Here is a 22,283-nt window from a genome sequence, read left to right on the forward strand (position 1 = left end):
ACTCAGCGGTCCGAGTGAGTTCATGACTGCCTCCCCGTCAGTTCTGGGTGATCCAGGTGCCCTTTTCGGCGGTCCAGTGGATGGTGGCCTTCTGGAATTTCTGTGCCTTGCCGCCGGCTTCGTCGGTTTCGTCGGTGAGGGGGTAGCCGAGTGCGCTTTCGTGTCCGGCGGTGTGGAAGGCGTCGTAGATGGCGCCGTGGACGGTGTGTGCGCCGGTCTGGGGTGACCAGAGGAACAGGCCTCGTTCGAAGAACTGGTAGCGGCCCTTGGTGCCGTCGGGTGCCGGTGCGGCGTCGGCTTCGTCGGTGGTGGGGAAGCCCCAGCGGCGTTCGGCGTCGGTGTCCCAGAACTTGGTCAGGATGTCCCCGTAGATGGCGTGGGCCTCGTCCGGGTGCCAGATGACGATCCCGTTCTGGAAGAGCTGGAAGCGCCCGCCCAGCGAGGAGTCCTCCTCGGCACGGACCGGCCAGCCGAGCGGCCCGTCGTGGCCGCCCAGCCCGGCGTACTTCGCGCCGATCGTGCCGTACGGCTGGAACGCCTCGGCCATCAACTCCCGGGCGTAGCCCTCCGCCTGTGGGTAGCGCTCCGGGTACGCGGAGCGCTGGACGGCCTGGGCCAGCTCGCCCGCGGTGTCCCAGTCGGGCTCCATCTGCTGGGCCACCTCGAAGAACTTGTTGGCCGCGAAGTCGACGTCGAGGCACTGGGCCGGTTCGCACCAGCCCATCGACGGCCGCTGCTGGAAGACACCGAGCGAATCCCGGTCCCCGCACGCCAGGTTGTTCATCCGGGACTCGACCCAGCCCGTCTCGAAGCCGGCGAGCATCACCTTGTCGGACACGCCGCGGCGCTGCCCGACCTCGTACACCTTGCGGGTCACCGCGATGTCCCGGTCCGCCGGGATGTCGCAGAACAGTGTGGCCGGGGCGGAGTTGCCGAGGGGGCCGGGCACCTCGCCCGCACTATGGGCGAAGGCCGGGTTGCCGAGGCCGGACACGGCCACTACGACCAGCAGGACCGCTGATCTCCATATCGCGCGTCGTTCGGTAGAGCCACGCACGTGCTTGCTCCTTCGTTTCGGAATGGCCAGGAGAAGAAAGGGAGCCGATGGACCTCTGCGGTCCCGGGCGTCAGGACCAGCTCTGGTACGGGGTGTCGTTGCACGCCCAGGTGCGGAAGCCCAGGGAGCTGTCGTCGATGCACCGCAGGGTGGCCTGGTTCTGGAAGCGGACGGTGCCGTCGGCCCAGACCTTGACCCACCAGCTCTGCTCGGGGCTGGAGCTGCACGTGCCGACGGTGCGGAACCCGTTGTCGGTGTCCTCGACGCAGCGACCCGTGTTGATGTTGCGCAGCTGGCGGGTTCCGTCGTCCCAGGTGTGCACGGTCCACAGCTGTGGATTGCTTCCGTTGCAGCTCCACGTGCGGAATCCGTCGTCGGTGTCGTCCATGCAACGGCCGGTGGCCTGGTTGCGGAAACTCTGGATGGCGTCGTCGGCCCGCGCGGGGGACGTCGAGCCGTTGTCGGCGGCCAGGGCGCCGGACGGCGCGGCCAGGGAGGCGAGGGCGAAGACCCCGCCGAGCAGGAGCGAGCGCGTGCCGCGCATGGGCTGATTCCTCTTCCGTCCGGTGGTGCTCGGGCGAGTTGGCGACGGTCCGCAAATTAGTGGCGGGGTGCCGGGCCGCACATCCGGAACGATCCGGAGTGACACCCCGCGACGCGAACGCCGAAACTCAACGGACAGGCATGGACGCGGGCACGGAGGTGGGTACGGACGTGGGTGCGGACGCGGGCACGGACGTGGATGCGGACGTGGGTACGGACGTGGATGCGGACGTGGGTACGGACGTGGCCACGGGCTTGCCCGTGGGGCCTTGGCAGTCGGGAACCCGGGGATGATCCGCCGTACGCACGGCCGGCAGCCAGGCGGATACGCCGGAGACGGCAGAGGCTGCGGAGGTGGACGCGGAGGCGGCGGACGCGGTGGTGGAGCGGGCCGGCAGACGGACCCGGTACCACTCGGTGGAGCTGGCGTCCGACTCGTCGATGATGGGAATGCCCCGGGGAAGCCGGCAGACGACCGCGAGGACGTCGCCGTGCCACACCCGTACCGGTACAACGTTGTCCACGGTGTACGGCTTCAGGGGGTCGATGGCCAGGCCGAGGCTGCACTGCGGGTTCCGGTCCGTACGCTCCCTGCACCCGTCGTCGGCGTTGAACACCCGCAGCCGTGCCGGTGGTTCATCCTTCGCGCCCGATGCGGCGTCGCCGACGGCGTGCGACCAGACCGTGGCGGCCACCGAGCACACCGCGACGGTCACCAGAGCGGCACGGGACCTCCACCGCCGACGTACCGGACGGGCTGCCGTCGACCGTGCGGCGATGCGCGCGAGCAGGCTCTCGGCGCTGTGCACGGCGCGCTCGGCGTGGGTCGGGGCCAGGCAGTCGGCGGCCAGGGCGCGCCAGAACGGCGGCAGCGCACTGTCGATCCGCAGCGGTGCGCGCCCGTCGGCGTACTCCTGTACCGCAGCGCCGCGCGCCACCGGGGTCGCGCCGGGGAACGGCGAGGCGCCGGATGCGAACACCTCGTGGACCATGATGCCCAGGGCCCAGATGTCGGCACTGGGCCGGACCTCCACGCCGTGCTCGCCCAGCGGGGCCTGCCAGCGCTCGGGCGGGAGGTAGTCCAGGGTGCCCATCGGTGGCGCGTACCCATGGGTGCCGTGGGTGCCGGTCAGTTCGGTGGCGAGCCCGAAGTCCGACAGCTTGAGCGCGCCGTCGGCCATCAGCAGGATGTTCTCCGGCTTGAGATCGCCGTGCACCCAGCCGCTGCCGTGCAGATGGGCCAGCCCTTCGCAGATCTCGGCGAACAGCCGGGCGACGTCCGCCCCCTCCACCCCCGCGTCGAACAGATCCCGCAGACTGCGCTCGGCCCGCTCCATCACCAGCACGATCGCACCGTCCAGGAACGCCCGGTCCGGATCGCTGATCACGACGGAGTCCAGCAGACGGATCAGCCTCGGATGGCCGGCCCGGCGGCCGAGCTCGACCTCCCGCCGGGCGGTCTCCGCGACCTTGCGGGCCTGGCGCGGCGCGAGCCCCGCGGTCGGCAGGAACTTGAGCGCGACCTCCACGGGCTCCGGTCCCGCTCCCGGCCCCGTTCCTGGTCCCGGCCCCGGCCCCGTTTCCGCTCCCGCTCCCGTTCCCGGCCCCGGTCCTGGTTGCTGTGCCGCGCTCTCGACCGGACGGCCCGCGTACACCGTCGCCCAGCCGCCGGAGGCGATCGGCTCGGTGACCTCCCAGCCGCCGACCCGGTAGCCACGCGGAAGCAGCTCCGTACGGTCGCTGCCCGTCCGCGGCCCGTCGCCCCCGGTGGGCCCCCGGCTCAACTGCCCGTCTCCCGGCCGTGGTTGCGCGTTGTGGCCCGGGGTGGAAGCAGCGCCAGATGCTCCTCCCGTACGAGTCCGAAGCGCAGCGCGATCCCGACCAGGGCCTCCCGCTTCCCGTTGCGGCGCGCTCCTGAGGACCCCTGCTCGGCCGGGGCGCTGATCCGCATCTTCTCCTCGGCGAGGTAGTCGATGTGCGAGCTGACCGCCCGCGCCTTCAACCGGCCGCACGCGGCGTGCCCCTTGAGCCGTTCGACGATCTGCGGAGTGGTCGGCACCGCGACCGGCGACTCGTCGCGCAGCCGGGGTTCGCAGAGTGCGACCAGGATCAGGAAGTAGAGGGCCGTCTCGTCCAGCGAGTACGCCATGACGGTGCGGCTGCCCCACTGGCCTGCCGTACCGGCGGGGTCCGGGCAGGGATCCAGATAGACGTGGTCGGGTGCGAACACCTGGAAGGAGACGGTGGTGTCGCGGCGGGTGGGCAGTACGACCCGGGAGAACTCGAAGGGGATGGGCGCGCCGGCCCGCCGGGGCGGAACCCGTAGGTACTCGCCCGCGCCCTCCGGGTTCTCCACCAGGTAGCTCTGGGTCGCGCTGTGGTTGCTGAGCTGCCAGTGGTCGTCCGTCACCCGGATCTCGCCGGCCAGCCGGGAGATGGCCTCGTCGTCGAGGCGCAGCTCGACCGGGGTCGTCGCGGAGCCCCGTCCGAAGCGTGCTGTCTGTCCCGGGCCGAGCCGCAACGTCACCGGGTCACCGGACGGTGCCCCTCCGATGTCGTCGCCCCGCCGCGGCAGATAGACCACGATCCCGCTCAGTGCACCCACCTCGCCCCCGTGTCGGTGAACTTCCACACCCGTCGAACGTTACCCATCCGGGGTGGCCGTCCCCGCCCGGATTCTGGTCGTTTTCGGCCTGCCGCCGGACCGCGGCCCGGCCGCCGCCGAGCCGTCGTTCGTGGCGCGGTGCCGCCTCGGGAGCGGGGGCCGTCGCGGCTCGCGCCGGGCGCCCAGCTTCAGGTTCTCGCGCCGGGAGGAGAGCCCGAGCCGGCCGGGCCCCGCGCTCGATCCGGCGCCGGGGAAGAGGTGTTCGATATGGGGAGCGACTCTGCCCGTTTTGGCGAACTGGCTCGATTTGGTGCCTCGCCCGGAGCGCTGTTTACGGGGCGTCCAACACGTAGGGCCCGGATCGCATCGGATCCGGGCCCTACGTGTTCGGGTGCGGTGGGAGGCACGGACGCCTCCCGCTGGGCTCGTCGTACGGCCCTGCTCAACAGGTCAGTTGCCCGCCTGCTTCATGGAGTTCACCGCGTCGGCGACCGAGCCCTGGTACAGGCCCAGCTTCGGGCTGTTCACCTTGACGTCCGGGCCGAGTTCGAAGTTCTGGGTGTCGGCGTTGGGCATGTGGTCGCCGTCGGCGAGCACGTTCATCTCGTTGACCCAGGTCACGCCGTTGCCGCCGCTCGGGTTGAGGTCGATCACCGCGATGGCCGCCGTCTTGGGCTTGACCGGGTACGCGGGCGCGCCGCCCAGGCCGCCCGGGACCGCCGGCGTGATGTCCTTGCTGTGGTCCGAGGCCTTCGAGGCGCCCAGGCCGACCCGCGGGAAGTAGCTCAGACCGCAGGAGTTGGCACCGGTGTTGTTGACCTCGATGACCTGCTGGGTGGACGAGCCCTCACGCGGGTAGACGCGCACCGACAGGTCCGAGCTCTTGCACGGGTGCTTGTAGGCGTAGCTGTCGCCGGTGTTGCCGCCCGTCGCGCCGCTGCCGGCGGCCGTGCCGGACTTCGAGGTGCCCGTCTTCGTGGCGCCGGTGTTCTGCGCGGTGCCGCCGGTCTTCGTGGTGTCCGTGGTCGTCGCGTCGGTGGAGGGCTGGGAGGCGCCGGTCGAGGCGGTGTCGCTGTTGTTCGCGGGGCCGGCGGACTTCGTGCCGGTGTCGTCCCCGCCGCAGGCGGTGAGCGACAGGGCGAGCACCGCGGTGACGGCGGCGAGAGCGGCGGTGTGCTTGCGGCTACGGATCGTGCGCATGGAATTCTCCCAGGATGAGCGTGAGACAAGGCCCGGATCCTGCGGCGAACCGCTCTCTCTGACCTCTTGACAACATAAGCATCCTGTGGGTCGCTCACGTTACGCTGACGCCTCACTGACGTCCTGCTGACGTTCCCGGAATGGCCCACGGGGAAATCGGCTGGTGCGTGGTCGGGCCGCCTGCGAGACTCCGCGCATGACTCATGGAATCGAGACCCACCCCGCCCGTTGAGCGCCCCGGAAGAGCGCGCCGCGCTCCCTCCCGCCTCCCTGTACTCCTGTGCCCTGCGCCTTCTTCGCGCGGAGCCCGACGGCAGGCTCCCCGAAGGGGGATATGCGCTGCCGGCCCCGCCGGAGCGCCGCCCCAGGACCAGAACTTCCTGGGAGTCGGCCTGCGCGGCGTTGACGGACGCGCTGACGGAAGCGCTGACACCTCTGCTGTCCCGTACCGCCGCCGACACCGACGCCGACATCGATGCCGGCGCTGACACCGACGCCGACGCCGACGCCGACACCTATACCGACGACGACACCTGTACCGACGCCGACACCGGCGCCGACGCGCCCGATGTGGCACAGGCCGCCGAAGAGATTCATCTGCGCCTCGCAGCGCTGAACATCCGGGGCGGACACATCCGGTCCGTGGTGGCCCGGCTGCCGCTGGAGGACGAGGGCTGGGCGCGTGCGCTCGGCCGGTGCCTGACCCGTACGGGAACCAGCCCCATGGCGGTCCGCGTCGGCCTCGCTCTCCTGCGGCGCCTCGGTGAACCGGAGGACATCCCGTACCTGAGGGTCCTCGGGCAGTTCCGGGACCTCGCCGGTCATGCCGTACAAGCACTCGACGTCATCGACCGCCCGACCGCGGCTCTGGTGTGGCTCGGCCGCTGCACCAGGGGCCCGGAGCTGCGCGGCCTGGTCGACGCCCTCGTGGCGGGCGAGGAGTCCGCCGTCCGCGGACGGCTGGAAGCGGCCTTGCGGAAGGCGAGCGCGGAGCGGCCCGAGACCGCACGCCGAGTCGCCGAGGCCGCCCGGCTCGCCGACCTCCTGCGGGAGGCCCGTCCCGGGGAAGCGGGGCTGGTGGCCGGGGCGGGACGGTTGCTGTGCCGGATGTCGAGCGCGAACGACGACCGGGCCGAGATCCTGGCCTGTCCGGTGGCCGTCGGCCTCTTCGAGGTGTTCGCCGAACGCGCCGCCGAACTGCCGCCCACCCTCGACCACTACGCGATCCTGCTGTCCGTCGCGCTCGAACTGCACAGCGGCCCGAGCCGCCTGCTGGAGTGGGGGGCGGGCCTGCGCGAAGCGCTGCTGGACGGCCTGGAGTCCGTGCTGGACCGACCGGCCTGGCAGGCGGTCCTGGGCGGACGGTCCGCCGGGGACAGCAACTCCGCCGGGGACAGCGACCCCGCTGGGGACAGCGACCCCGCCGAGGGCAGCGACCCCGCTGGGGACGGCGACCCCGCCGAGGGCAGCGACCTCGCCGAACGACGGCGGGTGGAGTGGGCCCGGCGCACGGCCCGTCAGCCGTTCCGCCGCGATGCCGAACGCTCGGGCCCGGCAAGCCGGTTGAGGATCGAGGCCACCGTGCTCGACCCGGTGGATCCGGACGTCGTCGAGACCCGCATTCTGATCGACGGGCGCCCCCTGGTGCCGGCGGCCTTCGGCCGGGGCGTCGCGAACGCCCCGGAGTACCTGTTGGACAGCGGTCGCCTGCGGGCCACGGACGAACCACGGGAAGTGCAGCTCGCGGAGGCGTACTGCACCGAGGGCTGCTGCGGCGCGCTCCACGTCACCATCCGCCGGGACGGGGACCACGTCATCTGGTCCGACTGGCGCCGCCCGTCCCCGCCGCCCGCTCCGCTGCCCGCGCGCGAGCTCCCCGAGCACCGCTTCGAGGCCGCCGCGTACGACGCGGAGATCGCGCGTGCCGAGAACGACCACTCGTGGACATGGCCGGCCCGCAGGACCGCACGGCTCATCGCGGCGGGCCTGCGCGACCGGCCGGGCCTGCTGGCCCGCTGGGACGTCGAACCGGGCTGGATCGGCACCGACTTCAGGGACCGGGACCTCACGGCCGTCTCCTTCCGATACCGCGCGACCCCGTCCGCCGGCCACGGCGCGGAGGACACCCACTGGCAGTACCGCGTCTGGCACATCCCGGAAGACGGAGCCACCCCCGAACACCGGGCCGCCGCCGCGCTGCACCGGCTCGCCACGGTGGACCCGAGGACGTACGACGGGGGCGGCGCCGGACGCGGGTAGGCCCCGGCGCCCGCCCACCGTTCGGGTGATCGGATCCGGGCGGCCGGCGACGTCCCCCGCCGAATGTCCGACCGCACCCGGCGAGCGAAGCGTTCGGTGCCCGGCGCTTCCCGGCCGACGAGGGGCCTCCCCTCGTCGGCCGACATGGCCCTTCGCTCCGTGCGCACTCCCGGTATTTCGACCCTGAGAAGGAATGGGTGCCGGCGGACAGCTTCGGGGTCAGCCTCGGCATCGGTGGTGAGGGGCAGGTCTTCTTCGAGGTGGACAGCCCCTGCGTACAGGGTCGGAGGCCGTTGAATCCACCACGCCGCCCAATGGCCCCGGCCACGACGGCGTCCACCCCCTTCCCCGCTCCCGACGTCCACTCCGCCTTCCGGCCGGCCCGAGCGTCCAGACGCCACCGCGCTGCCCCCAATGACCCGTAACGGGCCGGTCGGTGGCAGTACGGGATAGGCCGGGTGTTCGACGTTGAGCCCGGCATTGGGTCCTGGGGCCCATGCCGGGTCAGCGCCGCTGTGGTCGCATACGGATACCGGGGGGAACTATCGCTGCGCCCACTCACAAAGCTGGGGAGACTCGCCGTGTCTGGCATACGAGAACTAGCGGTACCGGGTGGTGCTGACGTGAGCACCGCCGAGGTCCCTCCGGGCAGGCAGCCACTGTCGCGCCCCTTGCAGGCGGTGCTGATTCTCGTCCGACTGCTCTTCGCCGTCACGGTCGTCGGCGCGCTCGACGCGCTGCTCCTGGCCGCGTCGGTCGATGCGGTGGACGGTCGGCTGCTCGGCATGGTGCTGTACGCCTCGCTGCCCGGCATCGCCGGGTTCGTGCTGTCGTTCCGGGTGCGGACCGGGGGTGTCTGGGTCTGGCGCGGGCTGCTGGCCGTGAGCGCCTGGCTCACACTCGGAGCGCTGGCCACACTGGGCGACGCGAACGGGCAGGGCGTGGCCCAACTGGTGCTGCCCGTCGTCCTGATCGTCCTGCTGCTCCGGTCCCGTTCGCGGGCCTGGTTCCGGCTCGCCGCCGAACAGCGCGCCGAGCACCGGCCGTTCAGCATCGTGCGGATGCTCAAGCAGCGGCGTGCCGACACCGGTCAGACCGCGATGGAGTACCTGGGCATGATCCTCGTGGTCGTCGCCCTCATCGGCGGGCTCGTGGCCACGGGGATCGGCGGGCAGTTGACCGGCCGGATCCAGGACGCCATCTGCCAGCTGACCGGCGGGGGCTGCGCGCCCTCCAACGTCGAAGCCGGTAGCGGCGGCCAGGGGAATGGCGGCGGCAGCGGTGGCGGTGGCGCCGGGTCCGAGGGCGCGACCGTGGCCGGTGGGACCGGCGCCGGCACCGCGGGCTCGGACGCGACGGGCGGCAGCGGTTCGGGCGGCAGCGGATCCGGCGGGTCCGGAGGCAGTGGTTCCGGCGGTGCCGGGGGCAACGGCTCCGGAGGCAGTGGTTCCGGTGGTTCGGGCGGCAGTGGATCCGGCGGGTCCGACGCCTCCGGCGGTACCGGCGGGAGCGCTGGTTCGGAAGGAACCAGTGGTTCTTCTACAGAGGTCAACGCGGGTAGACAAAACCCGGTCCCCGGCACCCCCGAGCGTCCGGACGGCAATTTCCTCAGCGGCATCGTCGGCGACGACGGTCTGATGGGCGACGTCACCGGGGCCATCGACACGATCGCGCACCCCGTCGACGCCGCCAAAGGCGTCGTCGACCAGTACGCGCAGGCCGCGAACAAGGCCAACGGCAAGTGGGACAAGGGCCAGTACGTGGCCGCCGCGGTGGACATGACCAAGGGCTCCGGCGGTGGCGTGTTCACCGGGCTGCCCGGGTCCGGCACGCGGGTCGACTCGGCGGTACGGGACGCGGAGCGGCAGTACCTCAACGACCGCATCCCGCGCGGTTCCAGCGCGGCCGGCCGCGAGGCGTGGTGGAAGGGGCTGACGCAGCAGCAGCGCGATCAGTACCTGGAGCTCCTCCCGGACCAGATCGGCAGCCTCGACGGGATTCCGGTGGCGGACCGTGACACGGCCAACCGCCGCAACCTGCCGAACCTGATCTCGAAGCTGGAGGGCAAGACCGACAAGACGTCGAAGGAGCAGTTGGCCGGGCTGCGGGAGATCGACCGCCAGCTGAAGGAGGGCAGCCAGCCCCCGATGTACCTCATCGGCATCGGCGACGAGGGCAACGGCCGGGCGATCGTCTCCTACGGCAACCCCGACACCTCGAAGAACGTGTCGGCCTATGTGCCGGGCCTGAACACCGCCCTCGACGAGGAGTTCGCGAAGAGCGGCCTCAAGCGGGCCCGTGACACGGCGATCGGTGCCCAGGGGTACGACCCGTCCAGCGCGGCGATCGTGTGGCTCGGGTACGACGCCCCGCAGACGCCGGACGGGCTGCAGAGCCTGGCGGTCGCCGGTACCGCGCGGGCGGAGAAGGGCGGCGCGGCGTACAACGACTTCATGAGCGGTATCGTCGCGACCAACCAGAACAAGGACCCGCACATCACGGCCATCGGGCACTCCTACGGCTCGCGCACCGTCGGCGCCGCGACCCAGCGCCTCGGCGGGATCCCGGGAGTGGACGACATCATCCTGGTCGGCAGCCCCGGGGTGGGCGTGGACCGGGCCGTGGACCTCGGGGTCGGTGCCGGGCACGTCTTCGTGGGCGCCGCGGCCAACGACCCGGTGACCAAGCTCCCGTCCAAGACGCAGGTCGTCGTGGGTGGGATCGGGATGATCCTGGGCGGTCCGGCCGGCTCCTACATCGCCGGCGACCTGGCCGACCCGGGCGACGACGACCTCTGGTTCGGCAAGGACCCGGCGAGCAAGGCGTTCGGGGCCACGCGGTTCCCGGTGGATCCGGGCAAGCCCATGAGCTTCGACTCGCACTCCAACTACTTCACCCCGTCACGGGACGCCGTGTCCGCCGACAGCATCGCTCTTATCGTGTCGGGACACTCCGACCGGCTCAAGATTGAGGAGTACCGATGAGCCGAAGGTTCCAGATCGTCGCGGTGGCACTGGCCGTAGGCTTCGCGCTGTCCGCCTGCGGCAGCGAGAAGGCGCACCCGGAGGCCGACACGAACACCACGACCACCAGAAGCGCGGGCTCCGAAGGCACCAAGGGGAGCAACATGGACATGCAGGAGGCCGCCGAGCGGGCCGACGGCATGCTCGACGACGTACTGAAGGAGATCGACCCCGAGGTGCAGTGGGCGCACGGCCCGACGACCAAGGGCAGTTGCGACGTGACGCGCAGGCGCACCGTCATGACCATCGTGTCCGCGGACCGCAGGCAGGGCTTCCTGGACCAGGTCGAGGAGTTCTGGCGGGCGAGCGACTACCGCATCAGGGCGAAGAACAAGGACACGGAGTTCCCGGCGGTCTACGCGCTGACGAAGGACGGCTTCGGCATCAGCGTGAGCGTGCGCGCCAAGGGGCAGGTCTTCTTCGAGGCGGACACCCCCTGCGTGAAGGAGTCGAAGGTCGCGGACTCCACGTCCAAGCCGAACGGTCCGGCCTACAAGGGCGTCTACCCGCTCCCGAGCCCCAATGTGCGCTCCGACTTCTGGTCGGCCGGAGCCTCCTGACGGCCACTCGGCCACTCGGCCACTCGGCCACTCGGCCACTCGGCCACTCGGCCACTCGGCCACTCGGTCCGCCGGGCGGACCGGCCCCGCGCATCCGGTGCATCCGGTGCGCCGGGCCGGGCGCCCGGTGCGCCGGACCGGTGGTGCCGTGCGCCGTAATTGACGGCCCGACACCCCCGGGTGACCCGGAATACTCGCACACACCGTCGAAACCGCCCATGAACGTGGCTCCGATGGGGGATGGTTGAGGGGTGCGGAAATTCTGGGTGGTCGGTGGCATCGGTGTCGGCATGGCCATGTGCTTCGTGGCGCTGCTCGTCGTCGGTACGTACTCCGCCGCCGCCGGACTCGCGGGTTCCGGTGGCGGCGGAGCCGTTGCGCTGGCCAAGGGGGCCGTGCCCGCGAAATACCAGCCGCTGGTGCAGAAGTGGGGCAACCTCTGCCCTGCCATCAACCCGGCCCTGCTGGCCGCCCAGCTCTACCAGGAGAGCGGGTGGAACCCCCGGGCCGAGAGTCCCGCCGCCGCACAGGGCATCGCCCAGTTCATCCCCGGCACCTGGGCCGGCCACGGGATCGACGGGGACAAGGACGGTGACCGGGACGTCTGGGATCCCGCCGACGCGATCCCGTCCGCCGCCTCGTACGACTGCGAACTGGCCGGGTACGTGAAGAAGGTGCCGGGGGACCAGACGGACAACATGCTGGCCGCGTACAACGCCGGCGCGTACCGGGTGATCCGGGCCGGCGGGGTTCCGGACATTTCGGAGACCCGGAACTACGTCACCATCATCCGTTCCCTGGAGAAGAGCTTCGCCAGGCCCGTCGGGCGCGTACAGCCCTCGCAGCAGGCGGCCGGGGCGATCTACTTCGCGCAGAAGAAGCTCGGTACGCCGTACCTCTGGGGCGGCAACGGCACGCCCGAGCAGAACGGGCGGTTCGACTGTTCGGGCCTGACCCAGGCCGCATACCGGACGGTGGACATCGAGCTGCCCCGGGTGGCGAACGATCAGTACAACGCCGGGCCGCACCCCTCCCGGGACGAGCTGCTCCCGGGCGACCTCGTGTTCTTCTCCGACGACCTGACCAACTCGCGGGCCATCCATCACGTCGGGCTCTACGTCGGAGGCGGGTACATGATCAACGCCCCGTACACCGGGGCCGTGATCCGCTTCGACAAGATCGACAGCCCCGACTACTTCGGCGCGACGCGCGTGACCAAGGACGGGGCCGCGGCCCTGCCGACGGCCTGGCCGGCGGCATGACGCGACGGCGGCGGTGGCCGGAACTCTCTGTGAAGCCTGGGCCCTGAGCTGCGACGATGAGTCACTCTTCGATAACGTCATGGTGATCATTCGGTGGAGAGTGGAACGCACGCACGGGGGAGGTCGTTCCCTGGGGGGACCAGGACGACCGATTCACGCAGTACCGGTCCACGCAGTACGGATCGGACGCAGTGCCGTTCAGACACAGTGATCGAACCGACACGGGGGTTCGTCAAAGCGGTGCACATGGGTGTGCCCGCGGCAGCAGACAAGGCAAGGGGCCGCAGCAGATGGCTGGACTCGCACTGGATGGGTCGAACCCCGACGTCAGCCTGCTCTACGACATCAACGGGCTCGCGAAGTCCGCTCCCACCTGGTTCGACCGGGTCATGGAGTTCGTCGGTGAGTACGGAATCATGCTCGGCATGGTCCTCGTGGTCCTGTGGTGCTGGTGGAGCGTGCGCCGGCGCGGCACGGACGACGACTCGGTGACGGCGGTCGCCGGCATCGTCTGGGCGCCGCTCGCCGCCGGGATCGCGCTGCTGATCAACATCCCGATCCGCGGATTCGTGCACCGGCCCCGCCCGTTCAAGGACCACCAGGGGCTGGACGTCCTGGTGGCGGGGAAGAACGACTTCTCCTTCGTCAGCGACCACGCCACGATGGCGATGGCACTGGCCGTCGGGATCTTCGTGGCCAACCGGAAGTTCGGCATCGCCGCGATCGCGCTCGCCCTCCTGGAGGGCTTCTGCCGGATCTACATGGGCGTCCACTACCCGACCGACGTCGTCGGCGGATTCGCCCTCGGCACCGCGGTCGCCCTGCTGCTCGCCCCGTTGGCGATGATGCTGCTGACCCCGCTGGTGGCGGCGGTCTCGCGGTCGGACCGGTTCGGCCGGCTCGTGCGGTCGCGCCGGCCGGTGCCGGTGGCGGCGGCCGGGGCCCCGGCCGGGGCGTTCGGAATCCCCGAGCCGAGGCCGGGCACGGGCGGCGGCGACGGCGAGAAGGACCTCGCCGCGTAGGAGACCCGCCCCGCCCCTGGCTAGAGCGCCTGGGGGAAGGCGAAGAGGCGCTCCGGGTCGTACTGCTTCTTCAGACCGGCGAGGCGGTCGGCCGCCGAACCGTAGTAGGCCCGGCGCCAGTCCGTCAGCGCCGGGTCGGTGTAGTTCTGGTACGCCGCTCCGGACGCGTGCCGGCGCATCGCCGCATGAGTGTTTTTCAGCCAGTCCTGCTGGGCGGTGCCCGCCGTGCCGGGGCTCCAGGAAGCGATGTACTGCGCGAGCATCCGCGAGCCCCGGTGGACGAAGGCCGTCGACTGCGGGGAGACCCGGTTGATCGCCCCGCCGAGCGCGGTGAGCGCGACCGAGCCGCTGCCCCCGGACGCGGTCACCGGAATCCGGGCGAACGCCTCGGCCCGGTCGAGCAGGGCCTGCACCCCCGCCGGGGACAGCGAGCGGTCGTAGAAGTCGGACGCGGCGGCGTACGTCTCGCGCTGGAGGGTGCCCTGGGTGGTGCGGCCGGGCGTCGTCCCCGGCAGATGGCACTGCGCGTCGGTGATGCCCGAGCAGCCCGCGTACACGAGCATCGACTCCTGGTAGCTGCGCCGGCGCAGCGATACGGAGGAGGCCGGGGCGCCGATCCGGTCGGCGAGGAGGTCGACGGCGTTCTGCAGATCGCCGTACGTACCGAGGCTGAACGCGGCGACCGAAACGGTCGGGGCGGCGCCCCCGGGCCCGGCGTCGAGGTGCGCGGAGGACCAGATCTCGTCGGGCTGGGCCGGGCCCCACTCCTGCCAGGCCGAGACGACGGACCGGGCACGTGACCACGGCCACGACATGTACGCGGTGACGGTCTGCGGGACCGGGCGGGTGCGGAACGTCAGCTCGGTGACCACGCCGAAGTTGCCGTTGCCCGCGCCGCGCAGTGCCCAGAAGAGGTCCGGGTGGTTCTTGGCGTCCGCGGTGAGGGTCTTGCCGTCGGCCGTGACGAGGGTCGCCGCGGTCAGGCTGTCGCAGGTCAGGCCGTACGCGCGGGAGGCGACGCCGTGGCCGCCGCCGAGGGTGAGGCCGGAGATGCCGACGGTGGGGCAGGAGCCGCCGGGGATCGTCAGACCGTTGCGGGCGAGGCCCTGGTAGACGTCGATGAGCTTGGCGCCCGCGCCGATCGTGCCGCCGCGCTCGACGCGGGAGAGCGACGAGACGTCGAGGACGAGGCGCCCGTTGCCGCTGGACCAGCCCGCGTACGAGTGACCGCCGCTGCGGATGGAGACCGGGGTGCCCGTGCGGCGGGCGAAGGCCAGGCACTCGCGGATGTCCGCCTCGTGCCGCACATAGGCGACGGCCGCCGGCTTCAGGCCGTCGAAGCGGGTGTTGTAGAGCTGACGGGCGGTCGGATAGGAGGCGTCCTGGGGCCGTACGAGGCTGCCGTCGAGGCTCTCGGCCAGGGCGGAGAAGTCCGCCGGCCCGGTGGGGGCGGTCCTCGACGGAGCCGATGGGGCGGGGGAGGCGTCCGTGCCGCCCGAGGTGCCGGAGGCGTCGGACGGGCCGGTGGAGTCGCCGCCGGAAGTGCCGCTGCAGGCAGTGGCGGTGACGCCGGTGAGTACCGCGGCGCCCGCGGTGAGCAGGGTGCGCCGGGCGGGCGGGGGCGGCAGGTTCATCGGATCTCCGAGTCTTGGCACTCATGGGCCGGCCGGCGGTGGGCGGGGGAGGCCGGGCGTGGGGGGATCGGCTGGAGAGATCGGGGACGGCGGAAGGGCGGGGGGAGGTCAAGGTGCCGTGAGGTGTTCCGCGGCGTCCGTACGTGCCCGGTCTCTGGACCGGCGGGCCGGGCCGGACCAGCCACAGGTGCAGCGCGCGGTGCAGAAGGAGCCGCGTTCCACGGTCGTGGGCCGGTGCCCGGCGGACGCGGGGGTGGGGGCGGTCGGCGGGACCTCGTCGGTGCGTCGGTCATACACCCGTCCACGGTACTGGCCGCGGCCACCCGTCGGTGTGCCCGGTGGGGGCGGCGTGACGGGGGACACGGGCCGTCGTTATGCGGAACGGACGGGCCTCTCGGGCAGGCGTTACGGCGTTGGGGGTTGGCAGGCGATGGTGGTGCGGCAGCACAGTTCCAAAGGCGGGGCGCGCGCTGTCTGCGCCCTTGCCGTGGTGGGCCTGATGGCGGCGACCGCCGGGTGCTCGGCGGGCGGTGGCGGTGACCGGGCCGTGGCCGACGAGCGGGGCGGGACCGACTCCCTCGACGCGGTCCGCCGCGCGGCCTCGGTGCTCGCGGGGACGGTGAGCGGGACCGGGACGGCGGCGGTGGCCGGCACCACCCCGGACCCGGGCACCGCCCCGGATTCCGGCACCGTCGCCGGGACCGCCGAGGTGCGTACGTCGATGGAGACCGCGGCCGGCGGGACGCGGGTGACCATCCGGGGCCGGGGCACGTACGACTTCCGCACCCGGACCGGCCGGCTCACCGTCGTACTGCCCAAGGACGCCGCCGGTGAGGACGAGCACCGCCCCATCACCGAACTGCTGGCCCCCGGCGCGCTGTACATGATGAACCGCGGCGCCGGAGTGCCAGCCGACAAATGGGTCAGGGTGGACACGACGACCCTGGAGGACGGCAACCTCGTCACCGGTGGGGTGACCGATCCGATGGCCGCCGCCGAACTGCTGCGCGGGGCGCGGCAGGTGACGTACATGGGGGTGACCGATCTCGCCGGGGTCGCCGTGCGGCACTACCGGGGGACGGCGGACATCGGGCTGGCCGCGCGCGAGGCCGCGCCCGGGTCGCGCGGGGCGCTGGCCGCGGCAGCGAAAGGGTTCAGCAGGGACACGGTGTCGTTCGACGCGTACCTCGACGAGCAGGGGCGGCTGCGCAAGGTGCGCCACCGGTTCGGCTTCGCCAACGAGGGACCGGCGGCGGAAGTGGTGTCGACCACACTGCTGTTCGGGTTCGGGGTGCCGGTCTCCGTACGGCTGCCGGACGGCCGTGACATCTACACCGGGCAGATCCGGCAGCGGTAGCCGAGCGGCGCAGGGGTGCGGTACGGGAGTGGGCTCGGGGGCGGGTGCGGGCGGTGAGTAGGCATGCCGGTACCGGCGAAATGGTCCGTCCGTGCCATGCGTGGCGTGCGGTCCGCTCCCTAAGCTTGCCGGGAGGGGCACCGGAAAGTTGGCGACGGCAGTGAGAGGCGAGTGACGTGGTGACGCTCAGCGTGCGGACCGTATCCGATCATGTGGCCCTCGCCGAGATCGAACTCTGCGGCGAGCTGATGATCGCCGCGTCGGCCGCGATCGGGGAACGGCTCAGCGCGGACCGCATCGACGAGGTGCTCGACGTCCACGTGATCACCGAGCGGACCACCGTCCCCCGGCAGGGCGACCACCGGGGGTGAGCGTGGCCCCGCGGCCCGAGACCCCCGCCATCAGGTGCGCAGCAGCCTGGCGATCGCCTTCGTGGCTTCCTCGACCTTGGCGTCGATCTCCTCGCCGCCCTTGACCGCCGCGTCCGCGACGCAGTGCCGCAGGTGCTCCTCCAGCAGCTGGAGGGCGAAGGACTGGAGGGCCTTCGTGGACGCGGATACCTGGGTCAGTATGTCGATGCAGTAGACGTCCTCGTCGACCATGCGCTGGAGGCCGCGGATCTGGCCCTCGATCCGGCGCAGCCGCTTGAGGTGTTCGGCCTTCTGGTGGTGATAACCGTGTATGCCCCGGTCGTGGTCGGTGACGGGGGATTCCGTCTCCGTGGTGGTCCCGGCGGCCTCGGTGGTGGTCATTACTGCCTCCCGTTTTCCCTTTACCCTGCCGTTTATATACCCCTGGTGGGTATATCCTAACGAATTCATCTGAAACGTGACCGGGGGCCCGTGCTGATCACCGTGCCTGATGCGCGACACTGAAGAACGCCGGTTAGCCGTGGCCGGATGATGCGCCTAGCATCAGCCTGACCGAATCCAAAGCACCCCGAGGACCCCACGTGCGCTTTCGTCTGACCCCCAGGGAGACGAGCTTCTACGACATGTTCTCCGCATCCGCGGACAACATCGTCACGGGCTCGAAACTCCTGATGGAACTGCTCGGGGCGGACTCTGCCTCCCGAGTCGAGATCGCGGAGCGCATGCGGGCAGCGGAGCACGCGGGGGACGATGCCACCCACGCGATCTTCCACCAGCTGAACTCCTCTTTCATTACGCCGTTCGACCGTGAGGACATTTACAACCTCGCGTCGTCGCTCGACGACATCATGGACTTCATGGAGGAGGCCGTCGACCTGGTCGTGCTCTATCAGGTCGAGGAACTCCCCAACGGTATTGCCCAGCAGATCGAGGTGCTGGCCCGGGCGGCCGAGCTGACCGCCGAGGCGATGCCCGGTCTGCGGACGATGGACAATCTCACCGAGTACTGGATCGAGGTCAACCGTCTGGAGAACCAGGCCGACCAGATCCACCGCAAACTGCTCGCTCATCTCTTCAACGGCAAGTACGACGCCATAGAGGTGCTGAAGCTCAAGCAGATCGTGGACGTGCTGGAAGAGGCGGCCGACGCGTTCGAGCACGTCGCCAACACGGTGGAGACCATCGCGGTCAAGGAGTCCTGAACCACGTGGACACCTTTGCGCTGATCGTGACCATCGGTGTCGCGCTCGGCTTCACGTATACGAACGGCTTCCACGACTCGGCGAACGCCATCGCCACGTCCGTCTCCACCCGTGCGCTCACCCCGCGCGCGGCGCTCGCGATGGCCGCGGTGATGAACCTGGCCGGTGCGTTCCTCGGCAGCGGTGTCGCCAAGACCGTCAGCGAGGGCCTGATCGCGACGCCCGAGGGCGCCAAGGGGATGGGAATCCTCTTCGCCGCGCTCGTCGGCGCGATCATCTGGAACCTCGTCACCTGGTACTTCGGCCTGCCGTCCTCGTCCTCGCACGCCCTGTTCGGCGGCATGGTCGGCGCGGCGCTGGCCGGCGGGACGCTGGTGCACTGGGACGGGGTGCTTGACAAGGTCGTCATCCCGATGTTCGTCTCGCCGGTCATCGGTCTGGTCGTCGGCTATCTGGTGATGGTCGCGATCATGTGGATGTTCCGGAAGTCCAACCCGCACAAGGCCAAGCGCGGCTTCCGGATCGCACAGACGGTCTCGGCCGCGGGCATGGCGCTCGGCCACGGCCTCCAGGACGCGCAGAAGACCATGGGCATCGTGGTGATGGCGCTGGTCATCGCCGATGTCGAGAGCCCGAGCGACCCGATCCCGGTCTGGGTGAAGCTGGTCTGCGCGCTGATGCTCTCGCTCGGTACGTACGCCGGTGGCTGGCGCATCATGCGCACGCTCGGCCGGAAGATCATCGAGCTGGACCCGCCGCAGGGGTTCGCGGCGGAGACGACGGGCGCGTCGATCATGTTCGGCTCGGCGTTCCTGTTCCACGCGCCGATCTCCACGACGCATGTGATCACCTCCGCGATCATGGGTGTGGGCGCCACGAAGCGGGTGAACGCCGTCCGCTGGGGTGTCGCCAAGAACATCATCCTGGGCTGGTTCATCACGATGCCGGCCGCGGCCCTGGTCGCCGCCGCGAGCTACGGCGTCGTGGTGCTGCTCTTCGGCTGACGGGTCGCGCGGCCACCGGGCCGCGACGGTACGGAAACGGGGCCGCCCCCACTCCCTCTGCGGGGAGTGGGGGCGGCCCCTTCGCCTTGCGGTGGCACCGCCATGCAGCACCTCAAGGCTGTCTGAGGACGAGGCCGGTTCGCCGGAGGGGGAGACGGTTCGCCGGTGGAGATCCACCACCGGGCGTAACCGCCCACGCCCCGGCCCAGGTCGGGCCCCGTTGCCGGGTGACTATCCGAAGCGTCCGGAGATGTAGTCCTCGGTGGCCTGGACGGACGGGTTGGAGAAGATGCGCTCCGTCTCGTCGATCTCCACGAGCTTGCCGGGCTTGCCGACCGCCGCGAGGTTGAAGAACGCCGTGCGGTCCGAGACGCGGGCCGCCTGCTGCATGTTGTGCGTCACGATGACGATCGTGAAGCGCTCCTTCAGCTCGCCGATCAGGTCCTCGATGGCGAGGGTGGAGATCGGGTCCAGCGCGGAGCAGGGCTCGTCCATCAGCAGCACGTCCGGCTCGACCGCGATCGCGCGGGCGATGCACAGACGCTGCTGCTGACCGCCGGAGAGACCGGAGCCGGGCTTGTTCAGCCGGTCCTTGACCTCGTTCCAGAGGTTGGCGCCGCGCAGGGACTTCTCGACGATGTCGGGCAGCTGGCTCTTCTTGTACGAGCCGTTCAGCTTGAGGCCGGCCGCGACGTTGTCGAAGATCGACATGGTCGGGAACGGGTTCGGACGCTGGAAGACCATGCCGACCGTGCGGCGCACGGTGACCGGGTCGACGTTCGCCCCGTACAGGTTCTCGTCGTCCAGCAGCACCTTGCCCTCGACGCGGCCACCGGGGGTGACCTCGTGCATGCGGTTCAGGGTGCGCAGGAAGGTGGACTTTCCGCAGCCGGACGGGCCGATGAAGGCGGTCACGGAGCGGGGCTCCACGGTCATCGAGATGTCCTCGATGGCGAGGTGGGAGCCGTAGTAGGCGGACAGGCCGCTGACGTCGATGCGCTTGGCCATCTGAATCACTGCTTCTTTCGTGCCGCGTCAGCGGCCGGTCTTCGGGGCCTTCCAGCGGGCGATGCCGCGGGCCACCAGATTGAGGATCATGACGAAGGCGATCAGGACCAGCGCGGCGGCCCAGGCACGGTCGTACGACTGGTCGGTGCCGACCCTGTACTGCTCCCAGATGTAGAAGGGGAGCGAGGACTGTGCGCCCTGGAACGGGTTGGGGTTGATCAGCTGGCTGCCGAAGACCAGCAGCATGATCGGCGCGGTCTCACCGGCGATGCGGGCGATCGCGAGCATCACACCGGTGGTGATGCCGCCGATCGCGGTCGGCAGGACCACCTTCAGGATGGTGCGCCACTTCGGGACGCCGAGGGCGAGCGATGCCTCGCGGAGCTCGTTCGGGACGAGCTTGAGCATCTCCTCGGTGGAGCGGACCACGACCGGGATCATCAGGATCGTGAGCGCCAGCGCACCCATCAGGCCGGACGGCTGGGTCTTCGTCATCAGCATGATCGAGAGGATGAAGAGACCGGCGACGATGGACGGGATGCCCGTCATGACATCGACGAAGAAGGTCACGGCCCTGGCCAGGGCGCCCTTGCCGTACTCCACCAGGTAGACGGCGGTCAGCATGCCTATCGGGGCGGAGATCAGGGTGGCTATGCCGACCTGCTCCAGCGTCCCGATCAGCGCGTGGTAGACACCGCCGGTCGGCTCGGAGCCGAGCACGCCGGCCATCGAGTGGGTCAGGAAGTACCCGTCCAGGCGCTCCGCGCCCCGGCTGATCGTCGTCCACAGCAGCGAGGCGAGCGGCACGACGGCCAGCAGGAAGCACACCCAGACGATGCTGGTGGCGAGCCGGTCCTTGGCCTGGCGCCGGTTCTCGACGACCGAGGTCGTGACGTACGAGATGACGACGAAGAGCAGGGCGGAGAACAGGCCCCACTGGGTGCGGCTCTGCCAGCCGGCCGCGGCGCCGGTGCCCACGCCCAGCGCCAGCGCGAGCGCGGCGAAGGCGAACGGGGCCCAGCGGGGCAGTGCCCGGCTGCTCAGGCTGGTCGGACGGGCGGGCTCCGTCGGGGCGGGGCGTTCCTGTATGCCGGTGTTGGCTGCCTGGCTCATGCGTTGGCCCCCGAGTATTCCTTGCGGCGGGCGATGATCATCCGGGCCGCGCCGTTGACCAGCAGGGTGAGGACGAAGAGCACCAGGCCCGAGGCGATCAGGGCGTCACGCCCGAACTCGTCGGCCTCGTCGAACTTCGCGGCGATGTTCTGGGCGAAGGTGCCGCCGCCGGGGTTGAGCAGGTGCCCGGAGATGATGAAGCTCGGCGACAGGACCGTTGCGACGGCCATCGTCTCGCCGAGCGCACGGCCCAGGCCCAGCATCGAGGCGGAGATCACGCCGGAGCGGCCGAAGGGGAGCACCGAGAGGCGGATGACTTCCCAGCGGGTGGCGCCCAGGGCGAGGGCGGCCTCCTCGTTCATCTTCGGGACCTGGAGGAAGACCTCGCGGCTGACGCTGGTCACGATCGGCAGGATCATGATCGCGAGCAGGATGCCGACGGTGAAGAGCGAGCGGGCGACGCCGACCTCGGTCTTCTCGAAGATGTACGTCCAGCCGAAGAACTGGTCGAGCCAGAGGTTCAGGCCCTCCAGGTACGGGACCAGGACGAGGGCGCCCCAGATGCCGTACACGATGCTCGGTACCGCGGCGAGCAGGTCGACGACGTACGCGAGGGGCGCGGCCAGCTTGCGCGGCGCGTAGTGCGAGATGAACAGGGCGATGCCGACAGCGACCGGGACGGCGATGGCCATCGCGATGATCGAGCTGACGACCGTGCCGAAGAGGAGGACCGCGATGCCGAACTCCGGCGGGGTGCCGGCCGGGTTCCAGTCGAGGGTGGTGAAGAAGTTGCCCTCGTCCTTGGAGATGGCGAGCGAGGCGCGGTAGGTCAGGAACACGGCGATCGACGCCATGATCACGAGCAGCAGAATGCCCGAGCCCCTGGAGAGGCCCAGGAAGATCTTGTCGCCCACGCGGCCGGTCTTCGTCCCGGCGCGCTTGCGCGCCACCGGCGGTGCCGGCGGCGAATCTATCGGTGTGGTGGAAGCCATGGTCTTTCCGGTCTGTGTGGGGGAGCGGTCTGGCTCCCCTGGCGGCGGTGCACCGGATGGATGGTGGCTGA

General features: G+C 70.8%; 20 protein-coding genes. 9 read left to right on the top strand and 11 right to left on the bottom strand.

The window, feature by feature from the left end:
* Positions 1 to 37: 37 nt before the first annotated feature.
* The 5 genes from ACFVH0_RS18440 to ACFVH0_RS18460 all read right to left on the bottom strand — a co-directional run bounded on the left by ACFVH0_RS18440 (position 38) and on the right by ACFVH0_RS18460 (position 5,405).
* Complete coding sequence (locus ACFVH0_RS18440) at positions 38 to 1,057, bottom strand: LGFP repeat-containing protein (RefSeq protein ID WP_385821372.1); 1,020 nt, start codon at positions 1,055 to 1,057, stop codon at positions 38 to 40.
* A gap of 70 nt (positions 1,058 to 1,127) precedes the next feature.
* Positions 1,128 to 1,601, bottom strand: a complete 474-nt coding sequence (locus ACFVH0_RS18445; RefSeq protein ID WP_385821374.1) for an RICIN domain-containing protein — start codon at positions 1,599 to 1,601, stop codon at positions 1,128 to 1,130.
* 127 nt (positions 1,602 to 1,728) lie between these two features.
* The gene (locus ACFVH0_RS18450; RefSeq protein ID WP_385821376.1) at positions 1,729 to 3,384 is read right to left on the bottom strand and encodes a protein kinase; all 1,656 of its coding nucleotides are present in this window, start codon (positions 3,382 to 3,384) and stop codon (positions 1,729 to 1,731) included.
* A complete protein-coding gene (locus ACFVH0_RS18455; RefSeq protein ID WP_385821569.1) occupies positions 3,381 to 4,196 on the bottom strand; it encodes a serine/threonine protein kinase in 816 nt (271 codons plus the stop codon). The genes ACFVH0_RS18450 and ACFVH0_RS18455 overlap by 4 nt, the downstream gene beginning before the upstream one ends.
* 459 nt (positions 4,197 to 4,655) lie before the next feature.
* Complete coding sequence (locus ACFVH0_RS18460; RefSeq protein WP_385821378.1) at positions 4,656 to 5,405, bottom strand: DUF4232 domain-containing protein; 750 nt, start codon at positions 5,403 to 5,405, stop codon at positions 4,656 to 4,658.
* A gap of 228 nt (positions 5,406 to 5,633) precedes the next feature.
* On the opposite strand from ACFVH0_RS18460, the gene ACFVH0_RS18465 reads away from it, so the two are divergent.
* The 5 genes from ACFVH0_RS18465 (at position 5,634) to ACFVH0_RS18485 (ending at position 13,531) form a co-directional block, all read left to right on the top strand.
* Positions 5,634 to 7,664: a hypothetical protein gene (locus ACFVH0_RS18465; RefSeq protein ID WP_385821380.1), complete on the top strand. Its 2,031-nt coding sequence runs from the start codon at positions 5,634 to 5,636 to the stop codon at positions 7,662 to 7,664.
* Positions 7,665 to 8,323: 659 nt separating this feature from the next.
* The gene (locus tag ACFVH0_RS18470) at positions 8,324 to 10,648 is read left to right on the top strand and encodes an alpha/beta hydrolase (protein ID WP_385821571.1); all 2,325 of its coding nucleotides are present in this window, start codon (positions 8,324 to 8,326) and stop codon (positions 10,646 to 10,648) included.
* On the top strand, positions 10,645 to 11,247 hold the full coding sequence (locus ACFVH0_RS18475; protein ID WP_385821382.1) for a hypothetical protein: 603 nt from the start codon (positions 10,645 to 10,647) through the stop codon (positions 11,245 to 11,247). The genes ACFVH0_RS18470 and ACFVH0_RS18475 overlap by 4 nt, the downstream gene beginning before the upstream one ends.
* 251 nt (positions 11,248 to 11,498) lie before the next feature.
* Positions 11,499 to 12,509, top strand: a complete 1,011-nt coding sequence (locus tag ACFVH0_RS18480; RefSeq protein WP_385821384.1) for an NlpC/P60 family protein — start codon at positions 11,499 to 11,501, stop codon at positions 12,507 to 12,509.
* 290 nt (positions 12,510 to 12,799) lie between these two features.
* Entirely contained in the window at positions 12,800 to 13,531 is a 732-nt protein-coding gene (locus ACFVH0_RS18485) for a phosphatase PAP2 family protein (RefSeq protein ID WP_385821386.1), read from the top strand.
* Positions 13,532 to 13,551: 20 nt separating this feature from the next.
* On the opposite strand, the gene ACFVH0_RS18490 is transcribed toward ACFVH0_RS18485, so the two are convergent.
* On the bottom strand, positions 13,552 to 15,165 hold the full coding sequence (locus ACFVH0_RS18490) for an FAD-binding oxidoreductase (RefSeq protein ID WP_385821388.1): 1,614 nt from the start codon (positions 15,163 to 15,165) through the stop codon (positions 13,552 to 13,554).
* Between the two features lie 108 nt (positions 15,166 to 15,273).
* Positions 15,274 to 15,462, bottom strand: coding sequence for a hypothetical protein (locus ACFVH0_RS18495; RefSeq protein ID WP_385821390.1), 189 nt, complete (start codon positions 15,460 to 15,462; stop codon positions 15,274 to 15,276).
* 133 nt (positions 15,463 to 15,595) lie between these two features.
* Between ACFVH0_RS18495 and ACFVH0_RS18500 the strand changes: the two genes are divergently transcribed.
* Together ACFVH0_RS18500 and ACFVH0_RS18505 are read left to right on the top strand one after the other, a co-directional pair.
* Positions 15,596 to 16,522 carry a hypothetical protein gene (locus tag ACFVH0_RS18500; protein ID WP_385821392.1) on the top strand — a complete coding sequence of 309 codons (927 nt, stop codon included), beginning with the start codon at positions 15,596 to 15,598 and terminating at the stop codon, positions 16,520 to 16,522.
* Positions 16,523 to 16,698: 176 nt separating this feature from the next.
* Positions 16,699 to 16,893 carry a hypothetical protein gene (locus tag ACFVH0_RS18505; protein ID WP_385821394.1) on the top strand — a complete coding sequence of 65 codons (195 nt, stop codon included), beginning with the start codon at positions 16,699 to 16,701 and terminating at the stop codon, positions 16,891 to 16,893.
* 30 nt (positions 16,894 to 16,923) lie between these two features.
* On the opposite strand, the gene ACFVH0_RS18510 is transcribed toward ACFVH0_RS18505, so the two are convergent.
* On the bottom strand, positions 16,924 to 17,274 hold the full coding sequence (locus ACFVH0_RS18510; protein WP_124720102.1) for a metal-sensitive transcriptional regulator: 351 nt from the start codon (positions 17,272 to 17,274) through the stop codon (positions 16,924 to 16,926).
* Positions 17,275 to 17,474: 200 nt separating this feature from the next.
* Here ACFVH0_RS18510 and ACFVH0_RS18515 point away from each other — a divergent pair, with 200 nt between their 5' ends.
* Positions 17,475 to 18,095: a DUF47 domain-containing protein gene (locus ACFVH0_RS18515; protein ID WP_072488031.1), complete on the top strand. Its 621-nt coding sequence runs from the start codon at positions 17,475 to 17,477 to the stop codon at positions 18,093 to 18,095.
* A gap of 5 nt (positions 18,096 to 18,100) precedes the next feature.
* Positions 18,101 to 19,099, top strand: coding sequence for an inorganic phosphate transporter (locus tag ACFVH0_RS18520; RefSeq protein WP_356083757.1), 999 nt, complete (start codon positions 18,101 to 18,103; stop codon positions 19,097 to 19,099).
* 231 nt (positions 19,100 to 19,330) lie between these two features.
* Here ACFVH0_RS18520 and pstB read toward each other — a convergent pair whose 3' ends face one another.
* The 3 genes from pstB to pstC are packed head-to-tail and all read right to left on the bottom strand — an operon-like array spanning position 19,331 to position 22,212.
* Complete coding sequence (gene pstB, locus ACFVH0_RS18525; RefSeq protein ID WP_266416316.1) at positions 19,331 to 20,107, bottom strand: phosphate ABC transporter ATP-binding protein PstB; 777 nt, start codon at positions 20,105 to 20,107, stop codon at positions 19,331 to 19,333.
* A 27-nt stretch (positions 20,108 to 20,134) separates the two neighbouring features.
* Complete coding sequence (pstA, locus tag ACFVH0_RS18530) at positions 20,135 to 21,220, bottom strand: phosphate ABC transporter permease PstA (RefSeq protein ID WP_385821397.1); 1,086 nt, start codon at positions 21,218 to 21,220, stop codon at positions 20,135 to 20,137.
* The gene (gene pstC / locus ACFVH0_RS18535) at positions 21,217 to 22,212 is read right to left on the bottom strand and encodes a phosphate ABC transporter permease subunit PstC (RefSeq protein WP_385821399.1); all 996 of its coding nucleotides are present in this window, start codon (positions 22,210 to 22,212) and stop codon (positions 21,217 to 21,219) included. Before pstC ends, pstA begins: the two co-directional genes overlap by 4 nt.
* Positions 22,213 to 22,283: the final 71 nt, after the last annotated feature.

This window comes from Streptomyces sp. NPDC127117, from assembly GCF_042677325.1.
Lineage (GTDB): Bacteria > Actinomycetota > Actinomycetes > Streptomycetales > Streptomycetaceae > Streptomyces.